The sequence below is a fragment of the Bradyrhizobium sp. WYCCWR 13022 genome (genome assembly GCF_030435535.1).
GTDB lineage: Bacteria > Pseudomonadota > Alphaproteobacteria > Rhizobiales > Xanthobacteraceae > Bradyrhizobium.
Window position 1 is genome coordinate 80,396 of the sequence record NZ_JAUIZJ010000003.1, and the last position, 16,477, is coordinate 96,872.

The 16,477-nt window shown below is 64.5% G+C and carries 18 protein-coding genes and 1 tRNA gene; 6 read left to right on the top strand and 13 right to left on the bottom strand.

Annotation, left to right across the window (positions count from 1 at the left end; genetic code table 11):
- Positions 1–173: 173 nt before the first annotated feature.
- Positions 174–1,970, bottom strand: a complete 1,797-nt coding sequence (locus tag QY049_RS09140) for an adenylate/guanylate cyclase domain-containing protein (RefSeq protein ID WP_258763909.1) — start codon at positions 1,968–1,970, stop codon at positions 174–176.
- 223 nt (positions 1,971–2,193) lie between these two features.
- Here QY049_RS09140 and QY049_RS09145 point away from each other — a divergent pair, with 223 nt between their 5' ends.
- On the top strand, positions 2,194–2,826 hold the full coding sequence (locus tag QY049_RS09145; RefSeq protein WP_258763908.1) for a LysE family translocator: 633 nt from the start codon (positions 2,194–2,196) through the stop codon (positions 2,824–2,826).
- Between the two features lie 6 nt (positions 2,827–2,832).
- On the opposite strand, the gene QY049_RS09150 is transcribed toward QY049_RS09145, so the two are convergent.
- The gene (locus QY049_RS09150) at positions 2,833–3,585 is read right to left on the bottom strand and encodes a sulfite exporter TauE/SafE family protein (RefSeq protein WP_301269279.1); all 753 of its coding nucleotides are present in this window, start codon (positions 3,583–3,585) and stop codon (positions 2,833–2,835) included.
- A 94-nt stretch (positions 3,586–3,679) separates the two neighbouring features.
- Between QY049_RS09150 and QY049_RS09155 the strand changes: the two genes are divergently transcribed.
- Positions 3,680–4,570, top strand: coding sequence for a LysR substrate-binding domain-containing protein (locus QY049_RS09155; protein WP_301269280.1), 891 nt, complete (start codon positions 3,680–3,682; stop codon positions 4,568–4,570).
- A 44-nt stretch (positions 4,571–4,614) separates the two neighbouring features.
- Here QY049_RS09155 and QY049_RS09160 read toward each other — a convergent pair whose 3' ends face one another.
- The 4 genes from QY049_RS09160 to QY049_RS09175 all read right to left on the bottom strand — a co-directional run bounded on the left by QY049_RS09160 (position 4,615) and on the right by QY049_RS09175 (position 7,824).
- Entirely contained in the window at positions 4,615–5,592 is a 978-nt protein-coding gene (locus tag QY049_RS09160; protein WP_258763907.1) for a tripartite tricarboxylate transporter substrate binding protein, read from the bottom strand.
- 22 nt (positions 5,593–5,614) lie between these two features.
- On the bottom strand, positions 5,615–6,397 hold the full coding sequence (gene hisN, locus QY049_RS09165; protein ID WP_194477966.1) for a histidinol-phosphatase: 783 nt from the start codon (positions 6,395–6,397) through the stop codon (positions 5,615–5,617).
- A 220-nt stretch (positions 6,398–6,617) separates the two neighbouring features.
- Positions 6,618–6,815 (bottom strand): hypothetical protein, encoded by a 198-nt coding sequence (locus QY049_RS09170; RefSeq protein ID WP_258763906.1) that lies wholly within the window; start codon positions 6,813–6,815, stop codon positions 6,618–6,620.
- 118 nt (positions 6,816–6,933) lie between these two features.
- Positions 6,934–7,824: an N-formylglutamate amidohydrolase gene (locus QY049_RS09175; protein ID WP_258763905.1), complete on the bottom strand. Its 891-nt coding sequence runs from the start codon at positions 7,822–7,824 to the stop codon at positions 6,934–6,936.
- Between the two features lie 329 nt (positions 7,825–8,153).
- On the opposite strand from QY049_RS09175, the gene cpdR reads away from it, so the two are divergent.
- Positions 8,154–8,513, top strand: a complete 360-nt coding sequence (gene cpdR, locus QY049_RS09180; protein WP_007597092.1) for a cell cycle two-component system response regulator CpdR — start codon at positions 8,154–8,156, stop codon at positions 8,511–8,513.
- 76 nt (positions 8,514–8,589) lie between these two features.
- Positions 8,590–8,664: transfer RNA gene (locus tag QY049_RS09185), tRNA-Val, on the top strand.
- A 190-nt stretch (positions 8,665–8,854) separates the two neighbouring features.
- Here the strand turns inward: QY049_RS09185 and QY049_RS09190 are convergent.
- The gene (locus tag QY049_RS09190; protein WP_258763904.1) at positions 8,855–10,141 is read right to left on the bottom strand and encodes a heme-binding protein; all 1,287 of its coding nucleotides are present in this window, start codon (positions 10,139–10,141) and stop codon (positions 8,855–8,857) included.
- A gap of 340 nt (positions 10,142–10,481) precedes the next feature.
- Here QY049_RS09190 and QY049_RS09195 point away from each other — a divergent pair, with 340 nt between their 5' ends.
- The gene (locus tag QY049_RS09195) at positions 10,482–10,967 is read left to right on the top strand and encodes an L-2-amino-thiazoline-4-carboxylic acid hydrolase (RefSeq protein WP_258763903.1); all 486 of its coding nucleotides are present in this window, start codon (positions 10,482–10,484) and stop codon (positions 10,965–10,967) included.
- Between the two features lie 14 nt (positions 10,968–10,981).
- Positions 10,982–11,239, top strand: a complete 258-nt coding sequence (locus QY049_RS09200) for a hypothetical protein (protein ID WP_258767074.1) — start codon at positions 10,982–10,984, stop codon at positions 11,237–11,239.
- Positions 11,240–11,306: 67 nt separating this feature from the next.
- Here QY049_RS09200 and QY049_RS09205 read toward each other — a convergent pair whose 3' ends face one another.
- From QY049_RS09205 to QY049_RS09230, 6 genes are read right to left on the bottom strand one after another with little or no spacing between them, the layout of a single operon-like run.
- Positions 11,307–11,717 (bottom strand): NUDIX hydrolase, encoded by a 411-nt coding sequence (locus tag QY049_RS09205; protein WP_309493945.1) that lies wholly within the window; start codon positions 11,715–11,717, stop codon positions 11,307–11,309.
- Positions 11,718–11,760: 43 nt separating this feature from the next.
- The gene (locus tag QY049_RS09210; RefSeq protein WP_258763902.1) at positions 11,761–12,558 is read right to left on the bottom strand and encodes a shikimate dehydrogenase; all 798 of its coding nucleotides are present in this window, start codon (positions 12,556–12,558) and stop codon (positions 11,761–11,763) included.
- A 4-nt stretch (positions 12,559–12,562) separates the two neighbouring features.
- Positions 12,563–13,390, bottom strand: coding sequence for a carbohydrate ABC transporter permease (locus QY049_RS09215; RefSeq protein WP_194477959.1), 828 nt, complete (start codon positions 13,388–13,390; stop codon positions 12,563–12,565).
- Positions 13,387–14,283: a carbohydrate ABC transporter permease gene (locus tag QY049_RS09220; protein ID WP_301269281.1), complete on the bottom strand. Its 897-nt coding sequence runs from the start codon at positions 14,281–14,283 to the stop codon at positions 13,387–13,389. The genes QY049_RS09215 and QY049_RS09220 overlap by 4 nt, the downstream gene beginning before the upstream one ends.
- Positions 14,280–15,632 carry an ABC transporter substrate-binding protein gene (locus QY049_RS09225; protein ID WP_258763900.1) on the bottom strand — a complete coding sequence of 451 codons (1,353 nt, stop codon included), beginning with the start codon at positions 15,630–15,632 and terminating at the stop codon, positions 14,280–14,282. The genes QY049_RS09220 and QY049_RS09225 overlap by 4 nt, the downstream gene beginning before the upstream one ends.
- Before the next feature lie 30 nt (positions 15,633–15,662).
- On the bottom strand, positions 15,663–16,430 hold the full coding sequence (locus QY049_RS09230; RefSeq protein WP_194477956.1) for a FadR/GntR family transcriptional regulator: 768 nt from the start codon (positions 16,428–16,430) through the stop codon (positions 15,663–15,665).
- Positions 16,431–16,477 lie beyond the last annotated feature (47 nt).

A 16,477-nucleotide genomic window follows, 5' to 3' on the forward strand; every position in this document is an offset into this window, starting at 1 on the left:
CCGCGCTGATACAGCGCGGAAAGTCCTAACAAACAGACAGCGGAGGCGGCGTAGCTATACTACTTCAGGGTGTGGCGGAGTGTGGCTGAATTCACCCTGCTGTCAATAACGCCGCGGCGAGACCGCAGCGCCCGCGCAAAGCGATCTCAGGATATTGCTCCGGGACGATGCGATCAGGATTCGGCGGCGCGTCTGAGGTCGCTCTGGACCAGCGTGAGCTTGCTGGCCGGCACGCCGGCTTTCAGGAGCCCGTCGCGGTAATGCGCAATGTCCTCGGGCCGCTTCCAGTGAAAATTCCGCAAATGGCGGTCGACATTCAGGGTGGGGTAATTGCTCATCAGCACGCCCGTCGCCTCGGTCGCCTCGTCGGTCCGGCCCAATTGCGCCAGCGCCGCGGCGCGGATCGCCAGCGCCTGCATGTGGTTCGGGTTGACGTAGAGCTGCTCTCGCGCCCAGGACAGGGTCGCGTCGTATTGACGGACGAGATAGTGGCTGAAGGCGTTCAGCGCGGCCCATTGATAGCGCGGGTCGCTGTTGTCGCGCTGGGCGGCCATCGAGAACAGCTCGATCGCCTGCTTGTGCTCGCCGATGACGAAATGGCAGATGCCGAGCACGCCGCGTGCGCCCATGTCGTAGGGGTTCAGGGCGACCGCGCGCTTGGCCGCATCCATCGCCGCCTCGTCATGGCCTTCCATCGCATGCGCCCAGGACAGGATCGAGAACGCGAACGAGGAGCGCGGGTCGAGCCGGACGCTGGTTTCGGCCAGCTGCATTGCTTCAGCCCACATCTCGCGCGTGCCCTTGACCCAGCCGAACTGGATGCTCTGGATCTGGATCGTGGCGAGATAGGCATGCGCGATCGACAGCTTGGGATCGAGTGCGATCGCCTCCCGGAACAGGCCGACGGCTGTGCCCAGGTCTTCCTTGGTCTGCCGGTAATAATGCGACAGGCCCTTCAGGAAACGGTCCCAGGCCGTCACGTCGTTGGTCGGGCGCGCGGGCGCGGAGGCTTCGGCCCGGACGATCTCGGTGGCGATTGCCGCGGACAGATTGGTCGTGATCTCGTCCTGCATCGCGAAGAGGTCGCCGATGTCGCGGTCGTAACGCCCGGTCCAGAGCTGCTCGCCGGTCTCCGGCGCGATCAGCTCGGCGGTGACGCGGATCTTGGCGCCGGCGCGCCGCACCGAGCCCTGGATCAGATAGGTGGCGTCGATCTCGCGCGCGATCACGCGGGTGCTGACCGTCTTGCCCTTGAAGGCGAAGGTCGAGTTGCGGCTCAGCACGCGGTAGAACGATTGCAGCGACAGCGCGTGGATCAGATCCTCGGTCAGGCCGTCGGAGAAGTATTCGTCCTGGGCATCGCTGAGATTGGCGAACGGCAGCACGCCGACGATGGCGGTGCGGTACGGCTGCGACAGCGCCGATGCTTCCCTATGCTCGGGCGCGAGCGCGGTCGCACCGTCGGGCGTCCAGGTCCAGACCCCGATCGGATCCCTGATGTTCTTGAAGCGGTGGTTGCCGCCGTCGACCAACGGCACGGTGAGATGCTTGCTCGCCTCGCGATAGGCCTTGGCCGAGATCGCGAAGCCCCCGGGGCTCGCCACCGATTCGAGGCGGACGGCGATGTTGACGTCGTCGCCGAACACCTCGTCCTCGTCGGCGATGACGTCACCCATGTGGATGCCGAGCCGGAACTGCATGGCGCGGTCGGCCGGCAGATGGTGGTTGCGCTCCACCATCAGCAACTGCATGGCGATCGCAGCTTCGGTGGCGCCGACGATGGAAGCAAACTCGAGCAGGAAGCCGTCGCCGGTGTTTTTGACGACGCGGCCGCCGTGATTGAGGATGATGGGGTGAATCGCGCTGCGATGGGCCTTGAAGACGGCATGGGTGCCGGCCTCGTCAGTGCCCATCATCCGCGAATAGCCGGCGACATCGGCGCAGACAATGGCGGCCAGACGTCTTTCCATATTCTCGGAGCTCCAGGGGACGGGGACGGCCACCCTGTGGCAGTCGCCGCGAATCCCGCATTTCAAAACTCTGCCTTTATAGAGCACATGAGGCCGAACGAAAGTATGATCCGCATTGCAAATTTGATGCAAATCCCGGGCATTCCCGGCGGTGGACGGCCAGGCGCGAACCGACTAAGGCCATTCCCCTTGAAACCGCCCGGCCGGGCGGCGGGAGCCTGTCATGCTGGGCATTCACGAAATCTGGCTTTTCGTCCTGTCGGGCGTGCTGCTCAACATCACGCCGGGCCCCGATACGGCCTATGTGATCGGCCGCAGCATGCAGATGGGCTGGCGCGGCGGAGCGGCGGCGGCCTTCGGCATCAGCTGCGGCTGCTTTTTCCACGTCGCGGGCGCGGCGATCGGCCTTTCGGCGCTTCTGATGGCCTCGTCCACCGCGTTCTCGATCCTGAAGCTGGTCGGTGCGGCCTATCTGGTGCTGACCGGGCTTCAGATGCTGTGGTCGCGGCCGGCGCTGATGGCCGTCAAGGACGAGGCGGAGCGGAACTCGCTGCGGCGGGTTTTCCTCCAGGGCGTCTTCACCAACGCGCTCAATCCCAAGGTCGCGCTGTTCTTCCTGGCCTTCCTGCCTCAATTCGTCGCAGCCGACGCGCCGCACAAGCCACTCGCCTTCCTGACGCTTGGCCTGATCTTCATCCTTACGGGCACGCTCTGGTGCCTGTTGCTGGCGGCGTTCGCGGCCAAGGCCGCGCTCCGGCTGCGGCAGTCCGAGGGCGTGATCGCCTGGGTCAACCGCGCGCTCGGCGGCCTCTTCATCTATCTCGGCATCCGCGTCGCCATGCTGGAAACGCGGTAGCTTCGGCTACGCGAATTCCTTCAGAAGCGCGCTGCCGGCCAGATACACGCCGAGCACGATCATCGCGACCAGGAACCAGCGGCGGAACGCCTCTGCCGGCATCCGCGCCCGCACCGACTGACCGATGAACATGCCGGCGAAGGCCATGGCCATGCCGACCGCGCCCGGCACGGCATTGGCCGGCGTCAGCAATCCACCGGCGGTGAGGCTGAAGGCGAGCGCCAGCGTCGCCGTCGTGAAGAACACGCCGAGCGCCTGCACCAATTCGTCCTTCTCCATCCCGATCGCCTGCATGAACGGCATCGAGGGGATCACCTGCACGCCCGTCGAGGCCGAGATCACGCCGGTGATCACGCCGACCACGCCGCCGGCCCATTTCTCGTTCCGAGGGGCGACGTGGAACTTGAACTTGCTGAGGCCGATGATTGCGTAGATCACCAGCAGGATGCCGAGAACGATCGTGCCGTAGCGCGCATGCGGGCCGGTCAGCGCGCCCGCATTGAGCCAGCATCCGATCACGGTGCCGATCATCAGCGGCCACAGCCGCCTCAGGATGTCGCGCAAATAGGGACCGGCAAAGGTCTGCCAGATGTTGGTGACGGTGGCGGGCACGATCACGATGGCGATCGCGCGGCTGGGCGCCATGTTCACCGCGAGCAGCCCCATGGACACGGTCGGCAGGCCGAGCCCGACGACGCCCTTGACGAAACCGGCGACCAGGAAGACCGCGGCGATGAGAATGAGAAGCGGGTCGATCATATCAGTACATTGACCGAAGCCGCGCGCGGGCACAATCTGGAGGTTACGGAGACAGCCTTCGCCAACAGCGAAGGCAAAATCGGAGGAGACATCCGTGCGCTTCGATCTCGTCGATCTCCAGCTCTTCATCGCGATTGCCGACCAGCGCAGCATCACCCGCGGCGCCGAGCGCTCGCATCTGGCGCTGGCATCGGCCAGCGCGCGCATCAAGGGTCTCGAGCAGGCGCTTGGCGTCGCGCTGCTCAAGCGCGGGCGGCGCGGTGTCGAACTGACCGCGGCCGGCGAGAGCCTGCTCGACCACGCGCGGCTCGTCATCCACCAGGTCGATGCCATGCGCGGCGATCTCGCAGGCTTTGCCAGCGGCGTGCGTGCCAGCGTGCACTTCCTCGCCAACACCTCGGGCCTGTCGGAGCATCTGCCGAAGGCGCTCGCCGGTTTCCTGCGCGAACATCGCGACGTCGCCATCGACATCGAGGAGCGCGAGAGCACCGACATCGCGGCCGCGATCACGGCGGGCGCTGCCGATCTCGGCTTTGCCGCCGAGCACGCATTGCCCGACCATATCGAGCGTTTCGTGTTCAGCGAGGACCGCCTGACGCTGGTGACGTCCAAACGAGGCCCGTTCGCCGGCCGCCGCCAGATCGACTTCCAGGAGGCTGGCGCCTGCGAGTTCGTCGGCCTGACCAGCGCCACCGCGCTTCAGATGCATATTTCAAAGCACGCCGCGCGGCTCGGCATGCGCCCGCATTTCCGCGCGCGCCTGCGCGATTTCGACGCGATCTGCCAGATGGTCGCCGCCGACGTCGGCGTTGCCCTGGTGCCGGAATCCGCCGCCCGTCGCTGCGCCAAGCTGATGCCGCTCGCCATCGTCCGCCTGCGCGACGCCTTCGCCAATCGGAGACTCGTGATCTGCGCGCGCAGCTTCAAGGCGCTGCCGCGCCCGGCCAAGATGCTGGTGGAGCATCTGCGGGCAGAGGCGGTGTGATGCTGATGTGAGCCGGCACTGCAGCCGCGCACTCGACGGCGCTCCTACTTCGCCGTTTCCACCCCGGCGTCCTTGATCACCTTCGCCCACTTCTTCGTCTCATCCGCGATGAAGCTGCGAAAATGCTCGGGCTCGTCGCCGACGAGTGTTGCGCCCTGTTGCGCGAGCTTGTCCTTCACCGCGGGATCCGCCATGGCTTTGGTCGCGAGATCGTGCAGCGCGGCGACGATCTCCTTCGGTGTGTCCTTGGGCGCGACCATGCCGTACCAGTTCTCGATGCGCAGATCGGGAAAGCCGGCTTCCTTCGTTGTGGGCACGTCGGGTGCGGTCGGGGCACGTTCGGCTGAGCCGACTGCGATCGGCTTGAGCGCACCGGCCTTGACCTGCGGCAGCAGCACCGGGAGATCGAGGAACGTCATCTGCACCTGCTGGCCCAAGAGATCGTTCACCGCAGGCGCGGCACCCCTATAGGGCACGTGCACGATGTCGATCTTGGCCGTCAGCTTGAAGAGTTCGCCGGCGAGATGGGGCAGGCTGCCGGGACCGGAGGAGGCGAAGTTGAGCTTTCCCGGCTGCGCCCTGGCGAGCGCAATCAACTCGCCGATGTCCTTGGCCGGCACGTTGGCGGCCACGACCAGCATTTCCGGCACGATCGCCACCAGCGTCACCGGCGTCAAATCATTGAGCGTGTCGTAGGCGACCTTCTCCATACTCGGGCTGATCGCGAGCGCGCCGGCCGAGGAGATGGCGATGGTGTAGCCGTCGGGCGCGGCCTTGGCGACCGCGTCGGTGCCCAGCACGCCGCCCTGGCCGCCGCGATTGTCGATCAGCACCGGCTGGCCCGATAGTTCCGACATGCGCTGGCCGATCACGCGCGCGATGATGTCGTTGGGCCCGCCGGCCGGGAACGGCACGATCAGTTTGATCGGTTTGGCAGGAAAATTCTCGGCCGCCGCCAGCGATGGTAGCAGCAGGAGCAATCCAAAGAACAATCGAACGAGCGGCCTGCGTGAGATGGTCATGCAAGCCTCCCGCTCGCGTTGGTCATTGGTTGAGCAGTTTCAGGGCTTCTTCGTGAACTCTCGCGTCGCCGGCCGCGATGATGCGACCGCCGCCCTGGGCCGGCTTGCCTTCCCAGGTGGTGACGACGCCGCCGGCGCCGGTCACGATCGGGATCAGGGCCGCGATGTCATAGGGCTTCAGCTCGGTCTCGACCACGAGATCGACATGGCCGGCCGCCAGCATGCAATAGGAATAGCAATCGCCGCCATAGCGCGACAGCCGCGCGCCCTGCTCGATCCGGCCGAAGATGGCGCGGTCGCGCTCGTTCATCAGCAGCGGCGATGTGGTGTAGGTCGTCGCCTCCGACAGCGAGGCGCAGCGGCGGACCTGGAGCCGGCGTTCGCCGGACGGGCCTCTATAATTGGCCGAGCCGTTGTCGCCGGAAAAGCGCTCGCCGATGAACGGCTGGTGCATCATGCCGTAGACCGGCGTGCCCTTGTGCAGGAGCGCGATCAGCGTGCCCCAGATCGGAAAGCCGCCGATGAAGGATTTGGTGCCGTCGATGGGGTCGAGCACCCAGACATAGTCTGCGTCCTCGCGCTCATTGCCGAATTCCTCGCCGACGATGCCGTGCTGGGGGAAACTCGCCTTGATCAGCCGCCGCATCACGGCCTCCGCGGCGCGGTCGGCTTCCGTGACCGGATCGAAATCCTTGGTCTTGCTCTTGTCGTCGATCGACAGCGAGGTGCGGAAGAACGGCAGGATGGTCTCGCCGGAGGCGGTGGCAAGCCGTCCGATGAAGGCTGAGAAGTCGATCACCGTCACGGCGCATCCTCAAAACGAAAGTTGGGTGAAGCTCGCATCTGCCTAGCTCAATTCGCCCCTCGCGTGCAGCGCTGTCTTGATTTGCACCCTGGTATTTTGGATCCGGTTACCTTCTGCCCCAAGTGAACCGTCGGGCGAGCCATATGCTGGCCAAATATCGATCACAGAGTTGAAAACTTAGTTCCGAGCATGCCTCGTTCGTATGCAAATGACAATCAACTCATTGAATTTCCTTATCAAAGAAACTGAATCTGGGTTTCTCTGGGAGCAATTGAGCCATGTGTTTTTGCATGGGAAATGGCTCAAAAGCCCTTGCGCTTTGTGCGGCGCGGCCGCATATTGTTGCGGTGCGGTAGCGCTTGGCGTTGCCGCTGCCCTCCTTGGGCGTTTCCTCCCTAGACTTGGGCCGCTTCTTCATTAGAAGCGGCCCTTTTTTCTTTGGGTCTCTGTTTTCAGTTTAGCGCGCATACGCTTGCGAAGCGAAAACGCATCCGCGCTTCTCGCGGAGGGCACGATCGTTCGAGAAAGAGGCGAGTCTATTCCGCCGCGGCCTGGAACGGGCCGAGATCGCCGAACGGGATCGTGGTCGCCAGCACGTCGGCAAGGACGCCGAAGTCGCTTGCCACCTGGCCAAAGCGCGGACCGCGCTCGCGGCGGCGCTCGTCCATGTAGATCGCGCGGTTGAACTCCAGCTGCACCGCGTGCAGGCCGCTCGCCGGATTGCCGTAATGCTCGGTGATGAAGCCACCGGCATAGGGCTTGTTGCGGCCGATCGAATAGCCGAGCCCGGTCATGGTCTCCTCGACCCGGTCGGGCAGCAGCGGCGTGCAGCTCGTGCCGTAGCGGTCGCCGATCACGATATCGGGCCGGCGCGGCTCGTCCCTGCTGACGCCGACCGACGGCATCGAATGGCAGTCGACCAGCACCACGGTGCCGAACATCTGGTGCACCTTGTTGATCAGCCTGCGCAGCGCCCGGTGGTAGGGCTTGTACAGCGTCTCGATCCGCGCCAGCGCGTCGTCGACCGCGATGCGGTCGCGATAGATCTCCTGGCCGTCGCCGACCACGCGCGGAATGGTGCCGAGGCCACCCGCGACCCGCATCGAGCGGGTGTTGGCAAAGCTCGGCAGGCGGCCGGTGAACATGCGGGGGTCGAGCTCATAGGGCTCTCTGTTGACGTCGACATAGGAGCGGGGAAAGTTGACCCGCACGGTCGGAAAGCCGCGTCCGCTCAAATGGCCGATCAGTTCGTCCATGAAGGAATCTTCGGACCGCCTCAGTTGCGGCAAGTCGATCCGCGAAGCGCTCAGGAATTCGTCCGGGTAGGTCGAGCCGGAATGGGGCGAGTTGAAGATAACAGGCGCGCGCCACTCGGCGGGCTCCACGATCTCGAAGGCTGGCGACACCTCGCCGTCAAACCGGGTCATCTTCTCAGGCTTCGTCCCTTCACGCCGCACGATCCAGCATGGGTCCAGATCGAGTGATTCGGCCGGTCGAGCGGCTCTTATGTGTCGTCATTGTCCGGAATCGCAACCATTCTGCCAAGCGAAAAGATGTGACGGGGTGCTGGAACACGTCTTAACCGTGCGAGCAGGCAGGCGGGGATCAGTGGTTGCGGCAGAATTGATTCGGAGCCCATTCCGGTTCACAACACCCCGGCAGCGCGAGCCCCGAGGGTTAAGATTTTCACCCCAAATTTACCCTCTGTCGGGCTTAGTGACCTCTGCATATCCTCTGGGGATTCGACGTTCCTGCCATGCCAAAGATCCTGCTCGCCGAAGACGACAACGACATGCGCCGTTTCCTGGTCAAGGCGCTGGAAAACGCCGGTTTTCAGGTTTCGTCCCATGACAATGGCATGGCCGCCTATCAGCGGCTCAGGGAAGAGCCGTTCGAGATGCTGCTGACCGACATCGTGATGCCGGAGATGGACGGGATCGAACTCGCCCGCCGGGCCTCGGAACTCGATCCCGATATCAAGATCATGTTCATCACCGGCTTCGCCGCGGTCGCCCTGAACTCGGATTCGGACGCCCCCAAGAACGCCAAGGTGCTCTCGAAGCCGGTTCACCTGCGCGAATTGGTGAGCGAAGTGAACAAGATGCTGGCGGCCTAAATCCGCCGCGTTCCGTCCTTGCGCACGCTCCCCTGAGCCGTTATAGGGACCCCCACCCGACGCAAGTGGACTTCTAGGGCACGTAGCTCAGCGGGAGAGCACTACCTTGACATGGTAGGGGTCACAGGTTCGATCCCTGTCGTGCCCACCATCCTTCGCTCGCCAAGCGAGAGAAGGATGCCACGCCGAAGCCCAACGGGCGCAGGCGGGCTGGCGCCGCGAGCTACGGCTCGGCAAGCCACGCTCCAATCTCAATACGAAGCGTGTCCGGCGTAGCTCGAAGAGCGAAGACGGACTGGTGCGTCTAGCTGCGCTTTTCCTCTCGTCCTTTCCCTAGCCCCTCACGTCAACGGTAACAAATGCTCCGGAATCGGCACTGGCGCGGCCGGCACCAGCGAGGCGACCGAGACGTGCGGCCAGGTCAGGCCGTTGAAATCCAGCATGACCTTTTGCGAGTACTGGATCTGCGTCGTCGCCACCCGCACGCGGCCGCCGGCAAATCCCTTGCCCGGCACGATCGGCAGCGTGGCGACGAAGCTCGGCACCAGCGGCACCGTGCCCTTCTGTAACGGCTGCAGGATGATCGGCGGCTCGCCCGACGCGATGCGCGGCACGTCGACGTCGTAGATGACGGTCTCGATCCAGAACACGGCGTCCATCTGGAATGCGTTGGCGTTGGCGCCATTGCCGCCCGGCGGCGGCACGGGCACGCCCTGGAGGAAGGCGATGTTCGCAGTGCCGCCCGCGAAATTCGGCGCCTGCGGATGTGGCCCTGCTGATGGGACGGCCGGCAGCGGGCCGCCTGACAGTGGAGAACCGGGCTTGGTCGAGGTCTCGATGATGACGGTCTGGCTGATGGTCTGATGTGCGATCTGGTTGCGCAGCACCGTGTTGGGGTCGGTGATCATGGCCTGCGTCAGCTTGCCGGAGGCGATCAGCGCGGTGAGGTCCTGCGGCAGCCTGCGCGTGGTCTTGTTGGTCGCGGTCTGGTTTTGAAAAGTGATCTTGTTGGCCGGATTGCCGTTCAGGAACGGCGTGATGTTGACCGCCGCGATAACAGGCTTGCCGGCGATCGCCGGCAGCGCGGCGCCTTGCGCCGTGATCGTCGTGCCGTGCGGGATCGAGGCCATGCGCGCGACGGTGAATGGTTCGTGCGGATTGGTGGTCGCCGGCACCGCGAGCCAGATGCCGGGCTCGAAGTGAATGCCGACAGGCGTTCCCGTGGTCACGTCGTTGATGGTCTGGAGATACGGCACGCCGTTGAGGAAGGCATCCGCCTGCGGCCCCGAGCCGCGATTGGGGATCGAACCGAGATTGTTCGAGAACGACATGGTCTCGTCGGTGAGATTCAACTCCAGCACGTTGTCGGGCGGGTCGGTGGTGTTGATCGGCCCCGGCATCTGGGTCGGCGTCGTCGCGCTGTCGGGCCGGAAGATCGTGTTGAACCCCTGGCCCGTGAACGTGCCGGTGAAAGCTGACAGCGGCCCGAGCGTCGGCGGCAGGGTGACCGGCACGGCTGCGGGTACAGCAGCAGCGTGTGCGGCAGCCCTGAACACGCTATCGACCTGGTGGATGGAGAAGTTTGCGGTTCTGTTGAAGGCGCTGGTGAGCGGCTTGGGTTCGTCCATGGGGCGTTCCTCTCGATGGCTGCAAGCGCGAGGCGGCCGTCGCGTCGCCGAATTCGGCGAGACGTCGGAATTTTTCGAAACTGATCGCGATCTCTTGTTGCGGTCTCTTGGGGCGCGTCCGCCGCAGGGATCGTTGGCCTCACCCTGGAAGGGGGGACTCCAACTCGGTGTTCGCAAATGAAATAATCGAGAAACAGATACGGGGTCGTTCGCCCCGTTCGTCTTGGTTACATCTTGAGTATGATACAACCTGAAGGCTGCTTCAAGTGTGTTCCATTTCACAACCGCAAGAGACGCAGATCAGGCGCGCATCGAAGCACCGCAGACGAGAGGGCCGCCCATGAGCGTATCCGTCATCGAGCAGGCAAAAATCCAGGCGCAGGTCCTTGTGCCGCTGGTCAAGGCGCTTCAGGCCGAGCTCGGCGAGGCGCGTGCGAATGCATTGGTGCGCAACACGCTGGGCGACCTCTATCGCGGCTTCGGCGAAGAGTTCTGGAAGGCCAGGAACAAAGACAAGAACGACGCCGATCTCGGCCAGGCCGTCGCCTCCGCCTTCAGGACTTATGCGCGCGACGGCGCGCTTGAATACGACGTGATCGAGCAGACCCAGGACGCATTCGCGTTCGACGTGAAGCGATGCGCCTATGCCGAGTTCTACAAGGCGCTCGGCGAGCCGGAGCTCGGCTTCCTCATGGTCTGCACCGCCGACTTTGCGACCGCGGAAGGGTTTGGCCCCGACGTCAGGCTCAGCCGCACGCAGACCATCATGCAAGGCGCCGATCATTGCGACTTCCGCTACCGGCGTGATACGGCTGGCGCGGGATGAGGGGGATGCTGCTGATGCGGACGATTTGCCTTGCCATCGCGGTTCTTGTCGGAGCGGTCCCGGCGCTGATGGCATCAAGCGTGAAGGCTGCGATCATCGACTGGCAGGCCGAAATGGAGCGCTGCCGTGCGGTGCGCGCGAACGTGGCGCCGCTGCTTCAGGCCGGTGAAGGCATATCCGCCGTCGGCCGCTCCAACAGATCGGTCCGCCGCTGCATCTGGATCCAGCGCATGGCCGTGCGCAGGAAAATCCCCGGCGCGGAAACGTGGTAGCCGCGGCTGTCAGTCGCGCCCGTTCTTTAGCCTGGGCAGCAAATCCTTCAGCCCGGCGGGATAGAGGCTAGGGGCCATCAGGCATGTCGAGATCGGCGAGGTCGAACCAACGGGCGACGATCTCCTCGCCATTGTCCTCGCGGAAGTCGATGCGGTCCTGAGAGCTGAACGCGCCTTGCGGAAAGGCGACCTCGGCGATGAACATCACCTCGTGCCCGGTCGCGCCCTCGTGGGCATAGATGTTCTCCATCAGCAGCGGCTCGCCGATGATGCTGACGTTGATGCCGAGCTCTTCGTCGAATTCGCGAATGAGCGCAGCCCGCCAATTCTCGCCGAACTCGATCTCCCCGCCAAGCGGGCGCACGCCCTTGATCCGTCCCGCATCGTCGCGCACCTCGGCCGCAAGCAGCCGCCCGTCCCGCCAGTGCAGGCCGATCGCGACGACGCGGATATGGGGATGCGGGCGCCATGTGGTCATGGGGAATGGATAGTCGGCGCTGGGCGGTTTCGCAATGCGTCTGCTAGACCTGATGGTCACCCCGCCAGAACGCCGTTTGCAGCGGCAGCTGCTGCCGGATCATCGCGACGCCGTCGACGACCTTCAGCCCCCGCGCGGCGCAGGCCTCCATGAAGCCGGTGCGCCGGGCCGCGATGATGTCGAACACGGCGCAATCCTTCGGCAGTTTGGCCGGGTCCATCGGCAGCGCATCGGTCGCCTTCAGTCCGAGCGAGGTCGCGTTCACGCAGAGCCCGGCATCGTCGAAGCGCGCCTCGAGGTCGATGTCGAGATCAGGAAATTGTCCGCGCAGCTTTGCAGCTAGTGTCTCGACCGGGCCGGGGACCTCGTTGAGAATGCGCAGGCGCTTCAAACCACCTGCCGCCAGCCCATGGCAGATCGCACGGCCGGCGCCACCCGCGCCGATCACCACGGTGCGGCGGTCAGGGTTGAAAATGCCGGCCTCTCGCGCGGCGTTCAGGAAGCCCTCGCCGTCGAAGGACTCGCCGACGAGTTTTCCGTCGGCCTCGATGCGGATCGTGTTGACCACGCCTTCGAACCTTGCCGCAGGTCCGACCTCGTCGCAGAGCTCGAACGCAGCGGGCTTGTGCGGAATGGTCAGGTTGAAGCCCGCGGTGCTCGGCGACTTCGCCAAGGCGCGGATCGTCTCTGCGAGATGCTTCGGCGCCACGTCCATCGCCGTCATGTGCCAGTCGAGACCCTGCTCCCAAAAATAGGGCGTGTAGTAGCGGGGCGCTGCGACATGGCTGGCGGGATGGGCGAAGATGAAGACGGTGCGCGAGGCGCCGGTCGGAAACTTCATGATGTCAGCCCTTGACGGCACCCGCCGTGAGCCCGGAGACGAGATAGCGGCGCACCGCGAGCGAGAAGATCAGTACCGGCGCCATCACCAGCGAGCCGCCGGCAGCGATCTTACCCCATTCCCAGCCCTCGTAGTTCATGAAGTTCACGACGGCCACTGGCGCGGTGCGCGCATTGGTGCGGGTCAGGATCAGCGCGAAGAAGAAGTCGTTCCAGGCGTAGAGGAAGCACAGGATCGCGGTCGCGGCGATGCCGGGCGTCACCATCGGCAGCACGATTTTTGTGAACACGGTACGCGTCCGCGCGCCGTCGACGAGGGCCGCCTCCTCCAGCGACACCGGGATGGTATCGAAGAACGGCTGCATCATCCAGATCACCAGCGGCAGGTTGAAACTGGTGTAGACCAGCACGAGCCCCGTGATGGTGTCGAGCAGGCCGATCCAGCGGTAGAACAGGAAGAAGGGGATCGTGAACGCGATCGGCGGCGCCATGCGCGTCACCAGGATGGCGAAGGAGAGGCCATGCTTGCCGCGGCCGGACCAGCGCGACAGCGCATAGGCCGCGGGCACGCCGAACAGCAGCGCCAGTGCGGTCGAGAGCGAGGCGCTCAGGAGGCTGTTGACGAAGGACGCCGAGAACGCGCTGTGCCACAGCGCGACGTAGTTCTCCAGCGTCGGCCTGAAGATCAGCGGCGGCGGGAATTGCAGGATCTGGTCGTTGGTCTTGAAGCTCATCTGCAGCAGCCACAGGAACGGCGACAGCAGGATGAGCAGCACGACCGTGATCGCGATCAGCCGGCCGGGGGTGGCCTTGCGCAGGGACGACTCGTTCATGACAGCGCCTGCCTGCGCCGGCCCATCCAGACCAGCCCCAAGCTGATGCCGCAGACCAGGAGCAGCATCACCACGGTAACCGCGCTGGAATAGCCGATCTCGTTGGTGTCGAAGGCGAGGAGGTACGCGTAATAGTTGGTGACTTCGGTGACGGTGCCGGGGCCGCCGCCGGTGAGCAGGAAGATCAGCGGGAACGCCTTCACGCTGTCGATCAGGCGGAACATGCCCGAGATGACCAGGATCGGCGTGATGAAGGGCAACGTCACGTACCAGAAGATCTGTAAGCGATTGGCGCCGTCGACGAGGGCGGCTTCCGAATATTCGTCGGGAATGGTCTGCAGCGCCGCCAGCACCATCAGGAAGGTGAACGGCGTCCACTCCCAGGTGTCGGCGATGATGATCGATGTCAGCGCGAAATCGACGCTGGATGTCAGGGCCGGCAGCGTGAAGTGCAGCGCCTGGGCGGCGTAATAGAGCGGGCTGATGTCGGGCGCGTAGATCAGCTTCCAGATCACCGCGACCACGATCGGCGGCAGCACCATCGGGATCAGGAAGAAGGTGCGCGCGAACTCGACGAAGCGCGACGGTACGTTCAGCAGCAGCGCCAGCAGCATGCCGAGCAGCACCTGGAACAGCACGCTCGCAACCGACAGCTTGGCCTGCACGGCCAGCGAATTGACGAAGCGGGGATCGCCGGGCAGCAGGGCATAGTTGCGCAAGGGATCGCTGAAATCGGTGGCCGAGCCCGGCGTCGTCAATTGGAACGGCGTCAGGCTGGTCACGATCAGATAGATCGCCGGCAGCGCGGCGACGGCGAACAGCACGATCAGGCTTGGTGTGAGCGCGAAGGCGATGAACCTGCGGCGCTCACCGTCGATTCCGCTCTCGCTCAAAGCTTTGTCCCAGCGCGGCGGAGTGCGGCGATGGCCTGGTCCTGCGCTGCGTTCATCGCGTCCTTGGCGGGCAGCTGGCCGGTGGCGACCTGCTCGAACGCCTTGTTGAGGACGTCGCCGACGATCGGAAACTCCTTCGACGTGCGATAGGCCATGTAGTTCTCGCCCTTGCCCGGCAGCTCCAGCACTTCGAGATAGAGCGCGCCGAGGTCCTGGCCGTTCACCGTATTGAGCTTGCGATACTCGTCGCTGGTGATGATCGAGCGCCGGCAGATCGACGAGTGGCCGTGCTCCTTGACCAGCCTCATCGAGATATCCGGGCTGAGCGCCCATTTGATGAATTCCCACGCCGCCTTCTGGTTCTTCGCGTTCTTGGGAATGCCGAGACCCTGGCTGTTCGAGGCCGGATAATCGTGCACCGGACCGGCAGGCGAGCGCACGACGCGGGAGGTCTCCTTCACCTTGCTCTCGTCCGAGAGCAGGATCGGCGTCACCCAGGCGCTGGAATGGATGAAGATGTTGGCGCGGCCGGTCAGCATCGCCTGCCGTGCCTGATCCTCGGTGTAGGTCAGAACGCCGGTCGGCGCGCTCTTCAGGAGCTTCGCATAGAACTCGACGCCCTGGATCGCCTCCGGCGTATTCAGCGTCGGCATCGGGTCGCCGGGCGGGTTCCTGAAGATGTTGCCGCCAAAGCCCTGGATGTAGGGCGGCAGATTCCAGTTGTGCAGGAACCACGACACCATGCCGCTGACGCCGTCGGTGCCGTTGATCTCGGCACAGACCTGCTGCAGCTCGGCGAAGGTCTTTGGGATCTTCAGACCCTTCTTCTCCATCAGGTCCATGCGCGACAGACCCATCAGCATGGCGCCGCCTTCCCAGGAATAGCCGTAGGTGGCGCCCTTGGCGTCGCGATAGGGCACCTGCGCGCCGTCGACGAAATCCTTGGGATTCCACTCGGCCAGCGTCAGATTGGCATCGCCCGTGAACTCGTCGAGATTGGCGAGCAGGCCTGCCGCGATCCAGCGGGTCGCGAGCGTGAAGGTGACGTTGACGAAATCATAGGCCGAGCCGCCCGAGGACAGCTCGAGATTGGCCTGCTGGTTGTAGACGGGCAGGGCCGAGAGCTGGAGGTCGACCTTCATTCCGGTCTTTTCCTCGAACTCGGGAATGTATTTCTGCAGCAGCGTGAAGAAGCGGTGCTGGAACGAGGCGCCGTGCAGCGTCACGCCGGCAAACGGCTTGGTCTGCGCGATCAGCGGCGCGGGGAATGCGGCCAGTGCCGCGCCTGCGGCGCTCGCTTTGAGCAGATTGCGACGGGTGATCGAGTTCGCACGCGATGCGTTGTTCATGTTTCTCTCCCTCATCATGGTTTACTGGCTTCAACGCGTCCGTCTGGTGCGGACGTTCTCGTCGACCTCGGCGTCTTTCTTCTTCTGACGCGACATGGCCGTGACGATGTTCTGCTCGGTCAGGTCCATCAGCTTGTGCATGGCCTGGCGCGCGCCGTCGGCGTTGCGCGCCCAGATCTCGTCGAGCACGGCGCGGTGATAGGGCAGGCTCTTGCGCGGAGCGCCGGGATTGGTGCTCGACAGGTCGAACGACATCCGCAACGCGGCCGCGACCGTCGCGCCGAAGGCGATCAGGAAATCGTTGCCCGTGGCGATGAGAATGCCGCGGTGGAACTGCAGGTCCGGCTCGGCATACGCGACGCGGTCCATGCCGGCCGCATCCATGCCGCGATAGGCGCGCTCGATCCGTGCAAAGTCCTCGTCGGTGCCGCGCACGGCGCAGATGGCGCAGGCCTCGGGCTCGACGATCCGGCGAACCTCCAAAATCTGCTTGGCGAACTCCTGCGTCGGCAAGGCCGAGAGCGTCCAGTTCAGCAATTCCTCGTCGAGCATGTTCCAGTCGAACCGCGCCCGCACATGCGTGCCGGCCTTCTGCTTCGAGGCGATGAGCCCCTTGGCCTTGAGCAGCGACAGCGCCTCGCGGATCGAGGCGCGGCTGACATTGAAGCGGGATGCCAGCTCGATCTCGCGCGGCAGCGTCGTGCCCTCGCGCCAGACGCCGGTCAGGATCATCCGCGCCACTTCGCGGGCGACCTGGGCGCTCGATTGCGGGCTGTCCTTGCTGGGAGATTTTGCCACGGTGGTTCCGGTTTCTTGGAATAAAATGTCTGATTTATTACAAGTGA

Coding starts and splice junctions, on each gene's coding strand:
- QY049_RS09140 (WP_258763909.1), bottom strand. CDS start 1,970: ATGGAAAGACGTCTGGCCGCCATTGTCTGCGCCGATGTCGCCGGCTAT.
- QY049_RS09145 (WP_258763908.1), top strand. CDS start 2,194: ATGCTGGGCATTCACGAAATCTGGCTTTTCGTCCTGTCGGGCGTGCTG.
- QY049_RS09150 (WP_301269279.1), bottom strand. CDS start 3,585: ATGATCGACCCGCTTCTCATTCTCATCGCCGCGGTCTTCCTGGTCGCC.
- QY049_RS09160 (WP_258763907.1), bottom strand. CDS start 5,592: ATGACCATCTCACGCAGGCCGCTCGTTCGATTGTTCTTTGGATTGCTC.
- QY049_RS09170 (WP_258763906.1), bottom strand. CDS start 6,815: ATGAAGAAGCGGCCCAAGTCTAGGGAGGAAACGCCCAAGGAGGGCAGC.
- QY049_RS09175 (WP_258763905.1), bottom strand. CDS start 7,824: ATGACCCGGTTTGACGGCGAGGTGTCGCCAGCCTTCGAGATCGTGGAG.
- cpdR (WP_007597092.1), top strand. CDS start 8,154: ATGCCAAAGATCCTGCTCGCCGAAGACGACAACGACATGCGCCGTTTC.
- QY049_RS09190 (WP_258763904.1), bottom strand. CDS start 10,141: ATGGACGAACCCAAGCCGCTCACCAGCGCCTTCAACAGAACCGCAAAC.
- QY049_RS09195 (WP_258763903.1), top strand. CDS start 10,482: ATGAGCGTATCCGTCATCGAGCAGGCAAAAATCCAGGCGCAGGTCCTT.
- QY049_RS09200 (WP_258767074.1), top strand. CDS start 10,982: ATGCGGACGATTTGCCTTGCCATCGCGGTTCTTGTCGGAGCGGTCCCG.
- QY049_RS09205 (WP_309493945.1), bottom strand. CDS start 11,717: ATGACCACATGGCGCCCGCATCCCCATATCCGCGTCGTCGCGATCGGC.
- QY049_RS09210 (WP_258763902.1), bottom strand. CDS start 12,558: ATGAAGTTTCCGACCGGCGCCTCGCGCACCGTCTTCATCTTCGCCCAT.
- QY049_RS09215 (WP_194477959.1), bottom strand. CDS start 13,390: ATGAACGAGTCGTCCCTGCGCAAGGCCACCCCCGGCCGGCTGATCGCG.
- QY049_RS09225 (WP_258763900.1), bottom strand. CDS start 15,632: ATGAACAACGCATCGCGTGCGAACTCGATCACCCGTCGCAATCTGCTC.